18 protein-coding genes are annotated in these 15,295 nt (G+C 55.5%); 2 read left to right on the forward strand and 16 right to left on the reverse strand.

The genetic code is table 11. The annotated features are described in order from the left end of the window. Positions 1 to 5: 5 nt before the first annotated feature. The 16 genes from sulP to MWU55_RS15280 form a co-directional block, all read right to left on the reverse strand. Positions 6 to 1,748 (reverse strand): sulfate permease, encoded by a 1,743-nt coding sequence (gene sulP / locus MWU55_RS15205; protein WP_246937494.1) that lies wholly within the window; start codon positions 1,746 to 1,748, stop codon positions 6 to 8. Positions 1,749 to 1,786: 38 nt separating this feature from the next. After that, positions 1,787 to 2,116 carry a TIGR01244 family sulfur transferase gene (locus tag MWU55_RS15210; RefSeq protein WP_246937496.1) on the reverse strand — a complete coding sequence of 110 codons (330 nt, stop codon included), beginning with the start codon at positions 2,114 to 2,116 and terminating at the stop codon, positions 1,787 to 1,789. A 14-nt stretch (positions 2,117 to 2,130) separates the two neighbouring features. Further along, positions 2,131 to 3,018 (reverse strand): MBL fold metallo-hydrolase, encoded by an 888-nt coding sequence (locus tag MWU55_RS15215; RefSeq protein WP_246937498.1) that lies wholly within the window; start codon positions 3,016 to 3,018, stop codon positions 2,131 to 2,133. A gap of 40 nt (positions 3,019 to 3,058) precedes the next feature. Further along, entirely contained in the window at positions 3,059 to 3,502 is a 444-nt protein-coding gene (locus MWU55_RS15220; RefSeq protein WP_246937500.1) for a DUF6691 family protein, read from the reverse strand. A gap of 12 nt (positions 3,503 to 3,514) precedes the next feature. Continuing rightward, positions 3,515 to 3,949 carry a YeeE/YedE thiosulfate transporter family protein gene (locus tag MWU55_RS15225; RefSeq protein ID WP_246937502.1) on the reverse strand — a complete coding sequence of 145 codons (435 nt, stop codon included), beginning with the start codon at positions 3,947 to 3,949 and terminating at the stop codon, positions 3,515 to 3,517. Positions 3,950 to 4,121: 172 nt separating this feature from the next. Beyond that, positions 4,122 to 4,583 carry a DUF302 domain-containing protein gene (locus MWU55_RS15230; protein WP_246937504.1) on the reverse strand — a complete coding sequence of 154 codons (462 nt, stop codon included), beginning with the start codon at positions 4,581 to 4,583 and terminating at the stop codon, positions 4,122 to 4,124. A gap of 121 nt (positions 4,584 to 4,704) precedes the next feature. After that, a complete protein-coding gene (locus tag MWU55_RS15235) occupies positions 4,705 to 5,979 on the reverse strand; it encodes an NAD(P)/FAD-dependent oxidoreductase (RefSeq protein ID WP_246937506.1) in 1,275 nt (424 codons plus the stop codon). A 76-nt stretch (positions 5,980 to 6,055) separates the two neighbouring features. Then, on the reverse strand, positions 6,056 to 6,763 hold the full coding sequence (locus tag MWU55_RS15240; RefSeq protein WP_246937508.1) for a c-type cytochrome: 708 nt from the start codon (positions 6,761 to 6,763) through the stop codon (positions 6,056 to 6,058). A 139-nt stretch (positions 6,764 to 6,902) separates the two neighbouring features. Continuing rightward, on the reverse strand, positions 6,903 to 8,003 hold the full coding sequence (locus tag MWU55_RS15245; protein WP_246937510.1) for a c-type cytochrome: 1,101 nt from the start codon (positions 8,001 to 8,003) through the stop codon (positions 6,903 to 6,905). After that, the gene (soxC, locus tag MWU55_RS15250) at positions 7,987 to 9,267 is read right to left on the reverse strand and encodes a sulfite dehydrogenase (RefSeq protein WP_246937511.1); all 1,281 of its coding nucleotides are present in this window, start codon (positions 9,265 to 9,267) and stop codon (positions 7,987 to 7,989) included. Before soxC ends, MWU55_RS15245 begins: the two co-directional genes overlap by 17 nt. 39 nt (positions 9,268 to 9,306) lie before the next feature. After that, positions 9,307 to 11,004: a thiosulfohydrolase SoxB gene (soxB, locus tag MWU55_RS15255; RefSeq protein ID WP_246937513.1), complete on the reverse strand. Its 1,698-nt coding sequence runs from the start codon at positions 11,002 to 11,004 to the stop codon at positions 9,307 to 9,309. Between the two features lie 111 nt (positions 11,005 to 11,115). Further along, on the reverse strand, positions 11,116 to 11,964 hold the full coding sequence (soxA, locus tag MWU55_RS15260) for a sulfur oxidation c-type cytochrome SoxA (RefSeq protein ID WP_246937516.1): 849 nt from the start codon (positions 11,962 to 11,964) through the stop codon (positions 11,116 to 11,118). A gap of 24 nt (positions 11,965 to 11,988) precedes the next feature. Continuing rightward, positions 11,989 to 12,318: a thiosulfate oxidation carrier complex protein SoxZ gene (gene soxZ / locus MWU55_RS15265; RefSeq protein ID WP_142852791.1), complete on the reverse strand. Its 330-nt coding sequence runs from the start codon at positions 12,316 to 12,318 to the stop codon at positions 11,989 to 11,991. 17 nt (positions 12,319 to 12,335) lie between these two features. Beyond that, positions 12,336 to 12,752: a thiosulfate oxidation carrier protein SoxY gene (gene soxY / locus MWU55_RS15270; RefSeq protein WP_246937518.1), complete on the reverse strand. Its 417-nt coding sequence runs from the start codon at positions 12,750 to 12,752 to the stop codon at positions 12,336 to 12,338. Between the two features lie 38 nt (positions 12,753 to 12,790). Further along, a complete protein-coding gene (gene soxX / locus MWU55_RS15275; RefSeq protein WP_246937520.1) occupies positions 12,791 to 13,264 on the reverse strand; it encodes a sulfur oxidation c-type cytochrome SoxX in 474 nt (157 codons plus the stop codon). A gap of 296 nt (positions 13,265 to 13,560) precedes the next feature. Then, on the reverse strand, positions 13,561 to 14,298 hold the full coding sequence (locus MWU55_RS15280) for a cytochrome c biogenesis protein CcdA (RefSeq protein WP_246937522.1): 738 nt from the start codon (positions 14,296 to 14,298) through the stop codon (positions 13,561 to 13,563). A gap of 86 nt (positions 14,299 to 14,384) precedes the next feature. On the opposite strand from MWU55_RS15280, the gene MWU55_RS15285 reads away from it, so the two are divergent. After that, positions 14,385 to 14,774: a hypothetical protein gene (locus tag MWU55_RS15285; RefSeq protein ID WP_246937524.1), complete on the forward strand. Its 390-nt coding sequence runs from the start codon at positions 14,385 to 14,387 to the stop codon at positions 14,772 to 14,774. Between the two features lie 139 nt (positions 14,775 to 14,913). Next, complete coding sequence (locus MWU55_RS15290; RefSeq protein WP_246937526.1) at positions 14,914 to 15,282, forward strand: metalloregulator ArsR/SmtB family transcription factor; 369 nt, start codon at positions 14,914 to 14,916, stop codon at positions 15,280 to 15,282. Positions 15,283 to 15,295 lie beyond the last annotated feature (13 nt).

Below are 15,295 nucleotides of genomic sequence, written 5' to 3' on the forward strand. Positions count from 1 at the left end.
CGCCCTTATTTTACCGGCCCCAAAGCCTGCATCGCAGCATATTGCGTCAGATAGACATCGCCGGACAGATGATCCAGAAAATCGGTGCGCTTCAGGCGGTCCATGACCGGGCCCTTCACCTCGGACAGGCTAAGGGTGATGCCGCTGTCGCCCAACTGGCGGTCGAGCTCCTCCAATGTTTCCAGGGCCGACAGATCGATTTCATTCACAGCCGAGCACATCAGGACCACATGTTTCAGCCCACCTCGGGCTGTGCGGGCCAGAAGGTAGTCTTCGATATACCGCGCATTTGCGAAATAGAGGTTTTCGTCCAGCCGCAGGGTCACCAGCTCGGGATGGGTCAGCACATCGTGGCGGTTAATATTGCGGAAATGCTGCGTTCCGGGGACCAAGCCAACCTCGGCGATATGAGGCCGTGACGTCTTGTAAAGATACAGCACGATGGACAGCACCACGCCTGCGGAAACACCGATCTCCACGCCAAATCCAAGCGTTAGCAAAATGGTCGCTAAAACAGCTGTGAAATCTGCGCGGTGATAGCGCCACGTGGATTTCAGGATCTGAAAATCCACCAGACCCAGAACGGCAACAATGATGGTGGCTGCCAGAGTGGCTTTGGGAAGGAAATACAACAGTGGCGTCAGGAACAAAGCGGCCAGCAAGATGCCAATCGCAGTGAAAGCCCCTGCGGCGGGTGTTTCGGCCCCCGCATCAAAGTTAACCACAGAACGGGCGAACCCACCCGTCACCGGGTAACCGCCAGACATCGCGGCAGCGATGTTCGATGCGCCAAGGCCCACAAGCTCTTGATCGGGAACGATGCGTTGCCGCTTCTTCGCGGCCAGGGTTTGCGCGACCGAGATCGATTCAACAAAACCAATGATAGAGATCAACAGGGCCGATCCAAACAGGCTGCTCCACAGGTCAGCGTCAAAGCTTGGCATGGTCAGCGGCGGCATGCCCGACGGCACCGCGCCTACGATAGACACGCCTTTTGATTGCAAGTCAAAACCCCAACTAAGAAGCGTCGTGGCCACCACCGCGCCCACGGGTCCGGCTTTGGCCAGCCCATCGGCCAAACGTTCCCCCAGTCCCAGAGACATCAGAAACGGTTTCAGGCCTTTACGCACCCAAAACAGAAACGCGACCGAACCAGCGCCGATTACAAGCGTGATCAGGTTGGTCTGACTGAGGTGCGAAAAGAACGAGCCCAGAAGCTCGATCAGCGAATGTCCATGGGCGTTGATCCCAAGAATATGCTTCAACTGACTGGTCGCAATCAGCAGGCCCGAGGCAGTGATGAACCCCGCAATCACGGGGTGGCTCAGGAAATTCGCAAGAAAGCCCAGGCGGAACACGCCCATCACCAACAGGATCAGCCCCGACAGGAAGGCCAATGTAATGGCCGCTGCAATGTATTCCTGCGGCCCGGCCAAATCCAAATTGCCCACCGCAGCAGCGGTCATAAGACTGACCACTGCAACCGGTCCAACGGCCAGTGCACGCGACGTGCCAAAGATCGCATATGCCACCAATGGAAGGATCGATGCGTAAAGTCCCATCTCAGCCGGAAGCCCCGCCAAAAGCGCATAGGCCAAGGATTGCGGGATCAGCATGATCGTGACGATCACCGCGGCAAGCAAATCTGCCGACAGAACCTTCTGATCATACTGCCTGCCCCATTCGAGCATCGGCACGAACTGTTTTAGGGCAGCGCCACGCACTGCCAGTGCCTTGGATACATTCATGGCTGGTTTCCGTATTATTTAGGGCCTAACTGGCCGTGTCAGCTCATCGCGAGGGTCCACAGGATTTCGCAACGCGTTCCTGTCCGACAATATGCAAAGACCGGACCATCGGCTGCTTCCATCTCGCTCCGAAACGCATCTTTCAAAGCAAGCGCATCTTCGCGTGTGGACATGGGAAGAAACGCCGTTTTCAGTCCCACGGCCTCAGCTGCAGATTTCACGTCTTCCCAATCCGGTTGCCCGGGGTCTTCGCCATCGGGACGGTTGCACATCAGCAAGGTAAAGCCTTGATCGCGGATGGCTTTTACATCCTCAACCGCGATCTGATGGCTTACCGTTATCGTGTCATCAAGTTTTCTGCTCTGCATTTAACCTGAACCTCTTACAGCGCGTTGACGGGGACTTTTAGGAAAGTCTTTCCGTCTTCATCTGCCGGCGGCATTTCACCAGCGCGCATATTAACTTGAAGCGACGGAATGATCAGTCGCGGCATATCCAACTGTGCGTCACGCTCGGTGCGGAATTTCACAAACTCCTCACGCGTTTTGCCTGCGCCCACATGGATGTTGTGCTCTTTTTCTTCTGCAACCGTTGTTTCCCACTGAATATCACGGCCGTTTGGGCCGTAATCGTGGCACATAAACAGACGGGTTTCATCAGGAAGCGAAAGCACTTTCTGGATCGAGTCATAAAGCTCGCCAGCATCCCCTCCCGGGAAGTCAGCACGTGCTGACCCGCCATCGGGCATAAAGAGCGTGTCGCCCACGAACCCAGCATTGCCAATCACATGCACCATACAAGCGGGCGTGTGACCTGGTGTGTGGATCGCGAAGGCATCCATGTTGCCAATCTTGTACGTGTCGCCTTCTTCGAACAAGGCGTCGAACTGGCTTCCGTCACGTTGGAATTCGGTGCCTTCATTGAAGACCTTGCCGAACACGTCCTGAACAACTGTGATCTGGCTGCCAATACCGATTTTGCCACCCAGCTGCTGCTGGATATAGGGCGCACCCGAAAGGTGATCCGCATGGACATGGGTTTCGATCAACCATTCGAGCTTCAAGCCTTCAGCCTTGATATAGGCAATGATCTCGTCGGCATGTTCAGACGAAATGCGACCTGCGGCATAGTCGATGTCCATGACGCTGTCGATCACGGCACAGGCGTCAGATGTCGGGTCCTTGACCACATAGGAAATCGTATTCGAGTCCGGCTCGAAGAAAGCTTTTACCTCGGGGACAAGGTCGGTGTTTACTGGATAGTCGGTCATGACATTTCCTTTCCTTAGGGTCCCGGACCGTTGCCCGGGGTTAGCTAGCAGTAACAGCGTCGCGTTTTGCTGCGGTGCGCTGGATCATGAAGCGCGCAATGAAGATGCCCGCGATTAAGGATGCTGTGAAAATCAGCACGTCAGGGTTCCCGGTCGAGATCACTGGAAGTGATGCCCCAGGGCAGAAACCGGCCAGACCCCAACCCAATCCGAAGGTGAAGGATCCCCCGACCAGTCGGCGGTCGATCAGTTTGGTGCCGGGCAAAGTGAAGGCGTTGCCAAAGACAGGCTTCGGACCTTTCAAAACCAAGAAATAGCCGGGTGCTGTGACCAGAATGGCCGCCCCCATCACGAAGATAAGGCTAGGATCCCAGATCCCTGCAAAATCGAAGAAGTTCAGGACTTTGGCCGGATTGGCCATGCCCGAGATTGAGATACCAAGGCCGAAGATCAGGCCGATGACATAGATGACGATCAAATGCATGTCGGTCCCTCCTTAAAAGCCCAAGATGTGGCGGGTTATGAACACCATGATGGTGATCCCTGCCATGAAGCTGAGCGTCGCGACGAAGCTGCGCGGTGACAAGCGCGACATGCCGCAAACACCGTGACCTGATGTACAGCCCGACCCGTAGGTCACGCCGATACCAACAACGACACCGCCGATGATCATCGACAGGGTGCTTACGGGCACTTGAATGGCCGGAAAGCTTCCTGTCATGAAGAGGTAGACGAACGGACCGGTCAGCATGCCCGCAAGGATCGCAGCGCGCCATGCCCAGTCGGCAGAGCTGTTTGGCTGCAAAAATCCGGCCAGAATGCCCGTTGCCCCCAGCACGTTGCCGCGCACCCACATTAACAGGACAGAAGCCAGCCCGATCAGAGCGCCCCCTACTGTTGCCGCCAGCGGTGTGAATTCAGTTTCAATCATGTCTAGCCTCACCAGAATTTCTGTTCGCGTGTTAAACTTAGGGCGCATCGCTGGGCGGGACAAGGTATACATTCACTTTTTTGAATGTTTTTTTACTTCCCCTCGCGTCAAGCAAAAAGGCCCCGCACGTCATAGCGACATGTGGGGCCTTGTTTTTCAAGCCAAATCGACTTTATTCCGCAACGGCTTCCTGAACAATTCCATCCAGCAAAGCCTGCACTTTTTGCATTTCGCCTTCGGGATAGGTCCGGTAACCCACCCGAACATCACCATCTATATCGGTGACATAAATGCTGTAGGGGCAGAACGAGATATTGGCTGCGTCCGCCTCCATCACTTCACGGCTTACTGTCGCTGAGCAAAATAGGAAAATATCGGCCGCTTCAAAGATCTTCACGTCTGATCCGACGTCCCCCTTGGTGCGCTCAAGCATATCGCCTGTGTGGCTGACATAGTCTATCACCAGCCCCTGCCCCACAATGGCCGATTCAACAGCGAAAGTGGCGTCATCAAAGCTTCCGTCAAAAGCGTAGGTGACAGCATGATCTGACATTTGCTTCCCATGGCCGTCGGCAAAAGCTGGGGCCATTCCTGCTGCGGCAACAACCAGTGCCGCGCCTATCATCTTGCGCATTCGTCTTCCTCCTGAATTGAGGGCCGTTCGCGCCAAGCCCGTTTACGTGAAACGGGGCCCGGATGTCCGGACCCCGCGTTCACTTTCAACATATTCGCCATTGCGAATATTGGCAAGCTGATCAGCCAAACATGTCCGAGGTGATCCCGGCATACCAGCCAACGCTTTCCTCGTAAGTGGCCTGGCGCAGCTCTGCATCCTCACCCACTTTGCTGATGAACCCGTCAACCTTGGCGATTTTCTCGTCCGTGGCTTCGTAGCTCGCGCCAACTTTCACACCGTCATTGGTGTCAATCAGCGACCAACAAGTGTTGGTGAACTTGGCCGGGAATAGCTTCGATCCGGTCAGTGCCGAACGCACGGCCATTGCGGCCACTTTCGCTTGACTATTGGCGGAGAAGCCTGATTTCGGCATATCGCCTTGCGAACTTGCGTCGCCCAGAACGTGAATGTTTTCATCAACACGCGATTGCATCGTGTGCGGATTCACAGGCGCCCAGTTGCCTTCGGTGATACCAGCCATGTCGCAGATCTTGCCTGCCTTCATCGCTGGGATGACGTTACAGACATCTACCTTGTTTTCTTCACCGTCGATGGTGACCGTCATGTCATGTGGGTTCACAGACACATTGCCGCCACCGAAGTCGCCGCCAATCCAGTCGATCATACCGTCGTAGTGACGCGACCAACCATCCTGGAACAGAGCCATTTTCGAGAACTTCTCTTTCGGGTCAGCGATGATAATCTTCGCTGTCGGGTTCTTTTCCTTCAGGATATGCGCGATCATCGAAATCCGCTCATACGGCCCAGGAGGGCAGCGGAACGGGTTGGGCGGCGCGACCATGGCGAAGGTGCCGCCTTCTGGCATGGCTTCAACCTGAGCTTTCAAAAGCTCGGATTGCGATCCAGCTTTATAGGCATGCGGCATGGCGTTCTGATGGCTGATGTCCCAGCCTTCAACCGCGCCATCAACAAAGTCGATACCCGGCGACAAGACCAATCGGTCATAGTTCAACATGGCCCCGCCAGCGAGCGACACAGTGCGTGCCTCGCGGTTGATATCAATCGCCCAGTCATGCACAACGTTGATGCCGTATTCCGATGCCAGCTTGCCATAGCTGTGCGCGATCGAGCCCAGCTCGGTGAAGCCCGCCATATAAAGGTTCGAGAAGAAGCAGGTGTAATAACTGCGGGTCGGCTCGACCAGCGTGACTTCGATCTCGCCCTTGCTGTCCTTGGCAATATAGCGCGCAGCAGTTGCACCACCGGCACCGCCACCGATCACAACGACCTTAGGCTTACCGTGACCGGCTGCGTGAACCATTGGTGCGGACAGAGTGGTAGCTGCCGCACCGGCGGCTGCACCACCCATGAATAAACGTCTGTTAAGTTTCATAAATTTCCTCCCTGTTGGCCGTGAACTCGCGCACGGCCTTCGCGTCAGGCAGACCCGTCCCGGCCCGCCTTCTGTCTCACTCGGCCACTTCGAAATAAGCAGCCAAAGCAGCGATCTCGTCATTTGACAAACGCCCTGCCATCATCTGCATCACAGGATGTGGGCGGAACTTGTCTTTATAAGCGTGCATTGCGATCACGAAGTCTTCGGCGGGCCATCCGATGATACCCGGAATACCATCATTGTCACCAGAGAGCTGATGACAGGACGTACATTCCGAAGACAGGTATTCGCCATATTCCGGGTCGCCTTGGATCGCCAGAATATCTGGATCAACCGAATGGTCGGTCCCTGCTGCGGTAGGTGCCGCTTCGGGAATATCGCCCGGATTGTCAGAGTACCGGCGCAGGAATGCCAGAAGGTCTGCGCGTTTCTTTTCGTCCTTCAAGCCCTTGTAAGACATGCGCGTATCCGAGGCGAAAGCCTTCGGGTTTTCGATGTAACGATCCAGCAAATCGAACTCCCAAACGAGCCCATCTTTGCCCATCCGCGCAAGCCCCTTGGAGTATTTGAACCCCTCTTCAGCCCCGGCGCGACGGCCAAAAATCCCGTTCAAATGCGGCCCTACACGGTTCTTTGCATCCTTGCCAACCGCATGACAGGATTTGCATTCTTTCCACAGCTTCTCGCCTTCTGCGGCGTTGCCGATTTCGTTTGAAAAAGAAGGCGTTGCGGCGCAAAGCGCAACCGTCAAACCTATCGCAGCGTTTCGAATCCTAAACATGGGCAGAGATTAACCTGTGAAGCGTATCCACTCAATAATTATCATATACAAATGCATGCATTAATTGCACGAATGTTGCGCACAAAAAACGGGCGTCTGGGGGATGCCCGGACGCCCGTCATAGCAGTATTGGTTCAGCCTACTGGCTGTGCGATTTCAGGAATTCCAAGATCGCCGCAATGTCCTTGTCTTTCTTCAAGCCCGCAAAAGACATTTTGGTGCCCTTCATGTATTTGCGCGGATTTGCCAGATAGCCGGATAGTTCAGCCTCATCCCAGACCAGACCGCCTTCTGCAGCGGCTTTCATGGGCTTGGAGTATTTGAAGCCATCAACCGTGGCAGCAGCGCGGCCAAAGACACCGTTCAGCATCGGGCCAGTGCCGTTCTTGGCTTTGTCGCCGACCTTGTGGCAAGCCTTACATTTCTTAAAGACCTTTTCACCTTTGGCGACCAGTTCTCCATCCAATGCAGCAGCAGGTGCTGCAGCCTCTTCAACCGGAGCTTTCGTTGCAGGTGCCTCTTCAGAAGGTGCTTCTGTGGCCGGTGCAGCAGCTTCAGTTGCTGCACCCGCCGTGCCCATCACAGCTTGGCTGATCGGCGTTGCGTCAAAACCCGAGTTCGGGTCGCCGGGGAAAACCACAGTTGTGGTAATCTCAACTGCGCCCGGTTTACAATCGCTCATGCAGCGGTTGGTGAATTTGCCATATTCCATCTCAGCACGATCATCGACGATGAAGCCTTCCGCATTGGGCAGAACCACATCTGCAAAAGTCTCTTTCGACAGAACGAAATCGTCGTCCACAAGGTCGTTTGAATAAAGGATGTATGCCACGATTGCGTAGACATCATCATCCGACAGTGTACCCGCGGCACCAAATGGCATCGAACGGCGCACATAGTCGAACGTGGTCGACAGATACGGCCAATAGGATCCAACGGTTTTCAGTGGATCTTCGTGATCCAGCGTATCAGCTCCCCCGGCCAGTTTCGGCCAGTTGCCCGCGCCTTCGGCAAATTCGCCGTGGCACACAGCACAAGCGTCTGCAAAGACTTCTTCACCGGTCCAGACATCGCCCTTGCCGTCCGGCAGGTTTGATCCGTCCGGGAAAACATCCAGATCCCATGCCGCCACTTCTGCGTCCGTTGCCGTACGACCAAGGCCCAGTTTTTCGGCCATGGCAGGCGCGGCGGTCAAAGCGGCAACCGAGGCTGCCATCAGAGATTTAGGAAACTTCGACATTGTTCGCCTCCCCTTTTGCATTGACGTGCCACGTCTGGATGCAGTTGTTGTGATAGATGGAATTCAGGCCGCGCACGTCGCGCAGTTGCGCCTTCGTGGGCTGTACGTACCCAGTTTCGTCCATCGCGCGGGATTGCAGGAACATCTCGGATCCGTCCCAGTTGATGTCCAGATAGAACCGGGTCAGCGCCATCTTCTTTCCGGGTTCGGCCAAACGCGCCTCTTGCCAAGTCACGCCACCATCCAGCGACACGTCGACCGCGGTAATTGCGCCATTCCCAGACCAGGCCAGACCAGTGATGACCAGCGGGCCTTTGCCGTGCTTGATTGGCATCTGCGGGCTGGGGCTGGTCACGACGGATTTCGCATCCATCGCCCAGGTCCATTTGCGCGAGGTGCCGTCTTCCAACGTGTCGGTGTATTTCGAGGTCTCTTCGCGGCTTTCAACCGGCTTGTCCATCACCTCGATGCGACGCAGCCATTTGACCCACATGTTGCCTTCCCAACCGGGCACAACCAGACGAACCGGATAGCCATGCTCCATCCGCAGGGCTTCACCATTGGCTTTGAATGCAACCATGCAGTCGTCCAGCGCCTTCTCCATCGGGATCGAGCGACCGTTCGACGACGCATCTGCGCCTTCGACATAAACCCACTTGTCCTTCAGATCGCCAGCAGCATCCAGCCCTGCTTCCTCAAGTAGAGTACGCAGGCTGACGCCGGTGTATTCCATATTGTGGATCATGCCGTGGGTGTATTGCGCACCGTTCAGCTGCGAGCCCGCCCATTCCATGCCCGTATTCGCCGCGCATTCCAGGAAGAAGGTCTGCTGCGAACGCGGGAAACGCTCGAGGTCTTCATAAGTGAACACCAGCGGCGTATCGACCAGACCGTTGATCATCAGACGGTAGTCTTCTTTCTTCAGCGTGATCGCACCCGAGTGGTGGCGTTCGAACGCGCAACCCTGCGGGGTGATCGTACCATCCAGCGCATGGAGCGGCGTGAAGTTGATCGAGCTGATCTGATCAGCCGTCAGCCATTCCACGTTGCGGCGCACAACGTCGCCTTCGAATTCAATTGGCATGCCGTAAGGCGTGGCGTCCACGCCCTCGCCCAGACCCGATGCCCATTCCTGCACTTCCGTGATCAGCGGATCACCTTCAGCTCGTGCCGCGCCTGCGGCCCCAACGGCGGCCCCTGCGGCAGCGGCCCCTTTCAGGAACCCGCGGCGCGAGGTGCCTGCCTCTTTCGTTTCATTCGACATATGTCAAACCCCCTAATTCTGGCTGTTTGGCTAATGGTTTCAGGCGCCCACAACCTGAACCGAATTGTTCGGATCCAGCTTGATGGTGCCTTGTTTCTTGATGTGGCTTTCGACGACATCCCAGATCTGCGGACCCTCAGTGCCTTCGTTCACACTGGCCCAGCCCGCGACCACATAGGTCTTGGCCGGATCAATTGCTTCGCCGGTTTTCAGAAGCGTCATCTCGGTGATGCGCTCGCCTTGTGGCTTGTTGATATCGATGCGGTAGCCCATACCACCGATGCGCACCATATCACCGCCCTGCTGATAGTAGGGATCCGGGTTGAACAGGTTATCGCCCACGTCTTCCAAAATGGTGTGGATGAATTCACCCGTCATTTCAGTCCGGTAAGCTTCACCGTAAGACATCGAGGTCACGTTCCAGATGTCTTCGCGGGTGATCTCCTGACCCGGCAGAATGCTCGGCCCCCAGCGCACGCCGGGTGACATGGCAATGTCAGCCTCGCGTTCTGAAATAAGCGCATCACAGATCAGGTCATCCCAGCTGCCGTTGAAGTTGCCACGACGATATAGAAGCGTGTCAGTGGTGCCGATCACCTCTTCCAGCTCGGCCTTATAGGGCGCACGCTGTTCATCGATCAGCGTGGTGATGGTCGCGTCCGGGGTGATGACATCGGCAAAAATCGGGATCAATTTGTGGCGAATGCCCATCATCTTGCCGTCGCGCACGTCCAGATCGACGCGGCTGACAAATTTCGAGTTCGAACCTGACGCGATGATGAAGGTCTGTTCAACCTGCACCGGTTCAGGCAGCGCATCATGGGTATGACCCGACAGGATTACGTCGATGCCGGTCACTTTGCTGGCCATCTTCTTGTCCACGTCAAAGCCATTGTGGCTCAGGCAGACAACAAGTTCAGCACCTGCGGCGCGCACTTCGTCGACCATCGCTTGCATGTTTTCATCACGAATGCCGAACGAATACTCCGGGAACATCCAACGTGGGTTCGCGATAGGCATATAGGGGAATGCCTGACCGATCACGGCTACCTTCACGCCGCCGCGCTCAAAGAACTTGTAAGGCTTGAACAGCTCGGCGGGTTCGTCCCATTCGGCGTCAAAGATGTTCTGTCCAAGGGCTGCGAAGGGCAGACCTTCAACGATCTCGTTCACCCGCTCGGATCCCAGCGTGAATTCCCAGTGGAAGGTCATCGCATCAGGCTTCAGCGCGTTCATCACATTGACCACGTCCTGACCTTCGGTGTGATGACATGTGTAAGACCCATGCCAGGTGTCACCACCATCCAACAACAGAGCATCCGGGCGGTCAGCACGGATCGCGTTCACAACGGTCGCCACACGATCCATGCCGCCCACCTTGCCGTAAGCCTGTGCCAGAGACGAAAAGTCGTTATATGTCAATGCATAAGCGTTGGGGGAGCCGTCCTCGATCCCATAAGCTTTGCGGAAATCCGCACCGGTTACGTGGGGCATCTGGCCGTTTGCCGCGCCAACACCAAGGTTGATCTCGGGCTCGCGGAAATAGATCGGTTTCAGCTGGGCGTGAATGTCGGTGATGTGGATCAGGCTGACATTGCCAAACGTGTCGAACTTCAGAAGATCATCTTGGGTCAAAGCCTGCTGTGCAGCCAGCTTGGCCCAATTGCCAAAGCCCGATGCGCCGTAAAGCGCAGACGCAGCCATCGAGACCTGAAGAAAGTCGCGGCGAGAAATCATGAGCGGTTTTCCTTGGTTATCAGCCCCTTGCACGCCTCACCCATGCTTGGGATTGAATATGTTCAATTACAGAAAACCCCGCCCAAGGCATGCCTGGGCGGGGTTTTTGATTTAGTTGCGGACCGACGGACCTTCGACCGACAGACCATTGCCGCGCGAGGCGACATAGAGTTCGAGAGCAATGAACTCTTCCGAACCTGGGCTGTAGGTATGGGCACGCGTGTCACGAACGCAGCCTTTGAAGCGCGAATGCACCCCATTCAGCTTGGCGTTCTTCAGACGATAAGTCGGGAAGCCGTTGATCTGACCCTGCGACAGGTGGTCGGCGCGGATCATGTTGCCATAGTTGTCTTCATGACAATTGGCACAGCTCATTTCCAGCTGACCAGTGCGGGTGTAGTAGAGCTCTTTGCCCTGCTCCCACATAGCTTCTGCCGGACCGTCAATGGCCACGTTTACGGGCATGCCGCGCGACACCGATGAAAGCAGAGCTTCCATGTTGATCGCAGCGGAAGCATCATACTTCCAAGGCTCAGCGCCCATGGCGTTTTCACGACAGTTGTTTACGGCCATCTGAAGGGTATGGACCGTTTCGGCCTTATCATTCCACTTCGGATATACCGGCTTCACACCGGCCATCTCTTCGGGTTCACCGTGACAATCAGCACAGGATTTGCCCTTGGATCCTTCAACAGTGTTCCAGATCTCGATGCCTTCTTCGACGCCCAGCATGCCGGGGTTATCAAAGTCGTCCATCTGCATTTCCTGCGTTTGATCCGACCGGAAACGCCAACCAGACAGCACCTCGTCCAGAGCATCGGAAAGATGCGCGGGCGCGGCTGTTTTGGTGACAATATCGATCTCGCCATTAACGGTGAGTTCTGCGCTTTCGTCGGCCGTGGCTGCGGCTGCCCCGAAGATGGTCGAGGCAGCCAGTAAAGCTGCGATGCCTTTTTTCATTATATATTCCTCCCTGCGCTGGCCTCAGCCGATGGCGATCGACTTGGTGGTGTCGTACACGTCACCATCGTCGTCATACCATGTGAATTTGAAATCACCGGCTTCATCGACCTTTGCGTCGAATTCGACGTAAGGGTTGGTCGAGATTGCGGGCTCCAGCGTCACGTCGATGACCGACTTGCCGTTAAACTCGCAGGTGAAGCGGTTGATGATCGAACGCGGGATGAGGTTGCCCTCTTTGTCCTTACGTTGACCCGATTCCATTTTGTGGCTGATCAGCGTCTTGATTGTCACGACCTCGCCGGCAGCTGCCGTCTTGGGGACCTTTACGCGGGGTTTTGAACCTTTTGCCATATCTCTGATCTCCTAACTTAGCCGCCGCAGCCGCCGATGGTGACTTTCACGGTCGATTGCGCTTTCACGAAGCTGCCATCAGCCATTTTGGCGATGGCGACAACGTCTTGCGTTCCGGCCAGACGGATACGGGTTGAAGCAGCTTGTGAACCAGCAGCTTCACCGAAGTTGAACTGCGCCACGCCCGGGGTCGGGTTGCCAGCAGCCAACAGCAGGATCGACGCCGCACCAGGGGCATCAACCGAGATCGGAACAGTGTTGCCGTTTTCAGCAATCTCGGGCGCGGTGAGGGTGATCCCGCCTTCGCCCATGTCTGCGCCACCAGTGAAGGCCGCGATGGCCTCGTCTGCAGCAGCAAGTGCGCGCATTGGCAACATGGCAACGGCGGTCGCGCCGAGCCCAAGCGCCAGAGCATCACGTCGAGTGAATTTCATCTCTTGTCTCCTGTGAGTGTTTTCTGTGCCGGATCCGCTCAGTCTTTGAGCGTCATCAGATAGGCCACAACATCTTCAATCTGCTGAGCACTCAGCAGCGGTTCGACGTCACCTTCATGGGCTTTGCCTGTGTAGGCTTTGCCAAGGCGAATGAAGCCTTCCGTTTTGTAGAACGACGGCATGACCGATTCATCAAAAGTCATTTTTGCGTCTACAATGATGCCGCGCAGCTCTGCTTCGCTCCAGCGGTCGCCTGCCCCGTCCAATATCGGGCCGACTTCACCGTGGAACGGCACATCTGCCTGATCCGTGATTTCATGACATGCAACGCAGTTACCCTGCGATTTTGTCGTTACGACTTTAGCGCCTTCTACAGGATCCCCTGCAGCGCCAGTCAGCGATTGGGCGACAGCCCCTTCTTCGAAAGCGACAGAGGTGGGTGCCACCGTCTCGGCTTGCGCCGCTCCTAGCCCTGCAAGCAGAGCGCAAAGCGTGATCGTTGTCCGCTTCATGTTTCCTCCCATAACCGTTGTTCGATCAAACTACTCACATGAAGCAATTTTCGCAATATCAAATTCGGTTATTTGAATTATTATGAGGCAAGCGCGAAATATCATTGCGCTGCAAGTGCAAAAAATGCTGCGGACGCGCTACGCATGCCATTGTATGCATTGGGAAAATCCCGTTGATCGGCCCAACAGGGGCATCTGATCAACATCCATCCGCATGATCTGCTTCGAAGATCATATTCCGGTAAACGAACAGTCGCGCTGCCGAAATTGCCTAAATCCGATTCCGTATCGCTTGGTCAGCCAAACGCGCCGAGACCCGGAAAGGTTTCCAACAGCCATTGCCCGATGGCATTCACCTTTCCAAAGGCAATCAAGACCGCAAATAGGATCAACATCACCCCCATCGCGCGCTCGACCCAAGGCAGATATTTACGGTTGCGCCCGACCCAAGCCAGAAACGGCTTGGCAAATAGAGCCGCGAGTACGAATGGGGCTGTCATGGCCAACCCATAGACAGCCAGCAAAAGCGTCCCTCTGGTCAAATCTCCCATGCCGCTCGCGATCATCAAGATCGATGCCAACGCCGGGCCAACACAGGGGGTCCACCCAAATCCAAAGGCCAGCCCCATCACATAAGCACCAATCACCGAGGTTGGGTCAGTTCGGTTTTCGACACGCGCCTCGCGATACAGGAAGGGGATTCGCAAAATGCCAAGGAAATGTAGCCCGAACAGCAACAGCACCCCTGCCCCAACGAGGCTTAAAGTACCTTGATGCCGTGCAAATGCAGATCCCAACGCGGTCGCGCCAAGTCCAAGCAGCATAAAAATCGTCGTCACCCCTAAGGCAAACGCGATTGCAGACAGCACAAGCCGTTTTTGCGCCCCCTTACTGATCTGGCCTTCCCCACCAAGCTCAGCCATCGACAACCCGGCCATGTAACACAAGTAAAACGGTACCATCGGCAGAATGCAGGGCGAGAAGAACGACAAGAGCCCCGCAAGAGCCGCACCGGCAAAGGAGATATCCAGCATGAGGGGTTCCTTGAATTCACAACATATTCAATTTATCTATTGCATTGAATGAAAGTTAACCAGATGAAACTGAAACGAGTACCAGAATGCGCAAGGTAGCATTAAGTTTTCTGTCGATCCTATTGATAGGTCTTGGGGTTTCCGCAAATGCGGCCGAGCTTGTCATGGTCGAAGAACCGGGCTGCGCTTGGTGTGCAAAGTGGGAAAGTGAACTGGGCGAGATCTATCCGAAAACCTCTGAGGGAAAATATGCGCCTCTTAGGAAAGTCGAGTTAAGCGAACTAAAGTCAAAAACCGGCCCCGAAACACTTGGGGTACTTACGATGTCTCCGGTCATCTTCACCCCCACCTTTCTTCTTCTGGAAGACGGGAAAGAGATCGCCCGCCTTCAAGGCTATCCCGGTGAAGACTTCTTTTGGGGCATTCTGGAGCAGATGCTGGTCAAACACACGGACTACAGCGCACCAGAAAGTTGAACGCAGGCGCATGAGAACCTGCAAAAGCTATTGCAGCCAGAACACGACTTGTTTATCGGGCTGCGACGACGATTGAAAAATGAAAGCCAGCCTATTAATACAGGCCGGTAACGGTAACGGACCACAAGGACCAGTCGGAATGGCACTGCCGATCATAAAGGAAGACATGTCGCACGACGAGCTGGACAAAATGATGACCAGCGCATGCGATGCCTCAACCCTGTTGAAGGCGATCAGCCACGAAGGCCGATTGATGATCTTGTGTCATCTGGTCACGGGCGAGAAATCGGTGACCGAGCTTGAAAAGCTTCTGCACGCGCGACAAGCTGCAGTATCGCAGCAACTTGCCCGCTTGCGGCTTGAGGGTCTTGTGACACCGCGCCGTGATGGCAAAACCATCTACTATTCTCTGACAGATGATCGCCCCCGGCGCATTCTGGAAGTGATCTACGAGCTGTTCTGCTCAATCGACACTCCGCCCGAGGAAGAACGCAAAGCGGCTGAGTAACAGCCCTTTCGCC

Origin of the sequence: Aliiroseovarius sp. F20344 (assembly GCF_023016155.1) — a bacterium.
Classification (GTDB): domain Bacteria; phylum Pseudomonadota; class Alphaproteobacteria; order Rhodobacterales; family Rhodobacteraceae; genus Aliiroseovarius.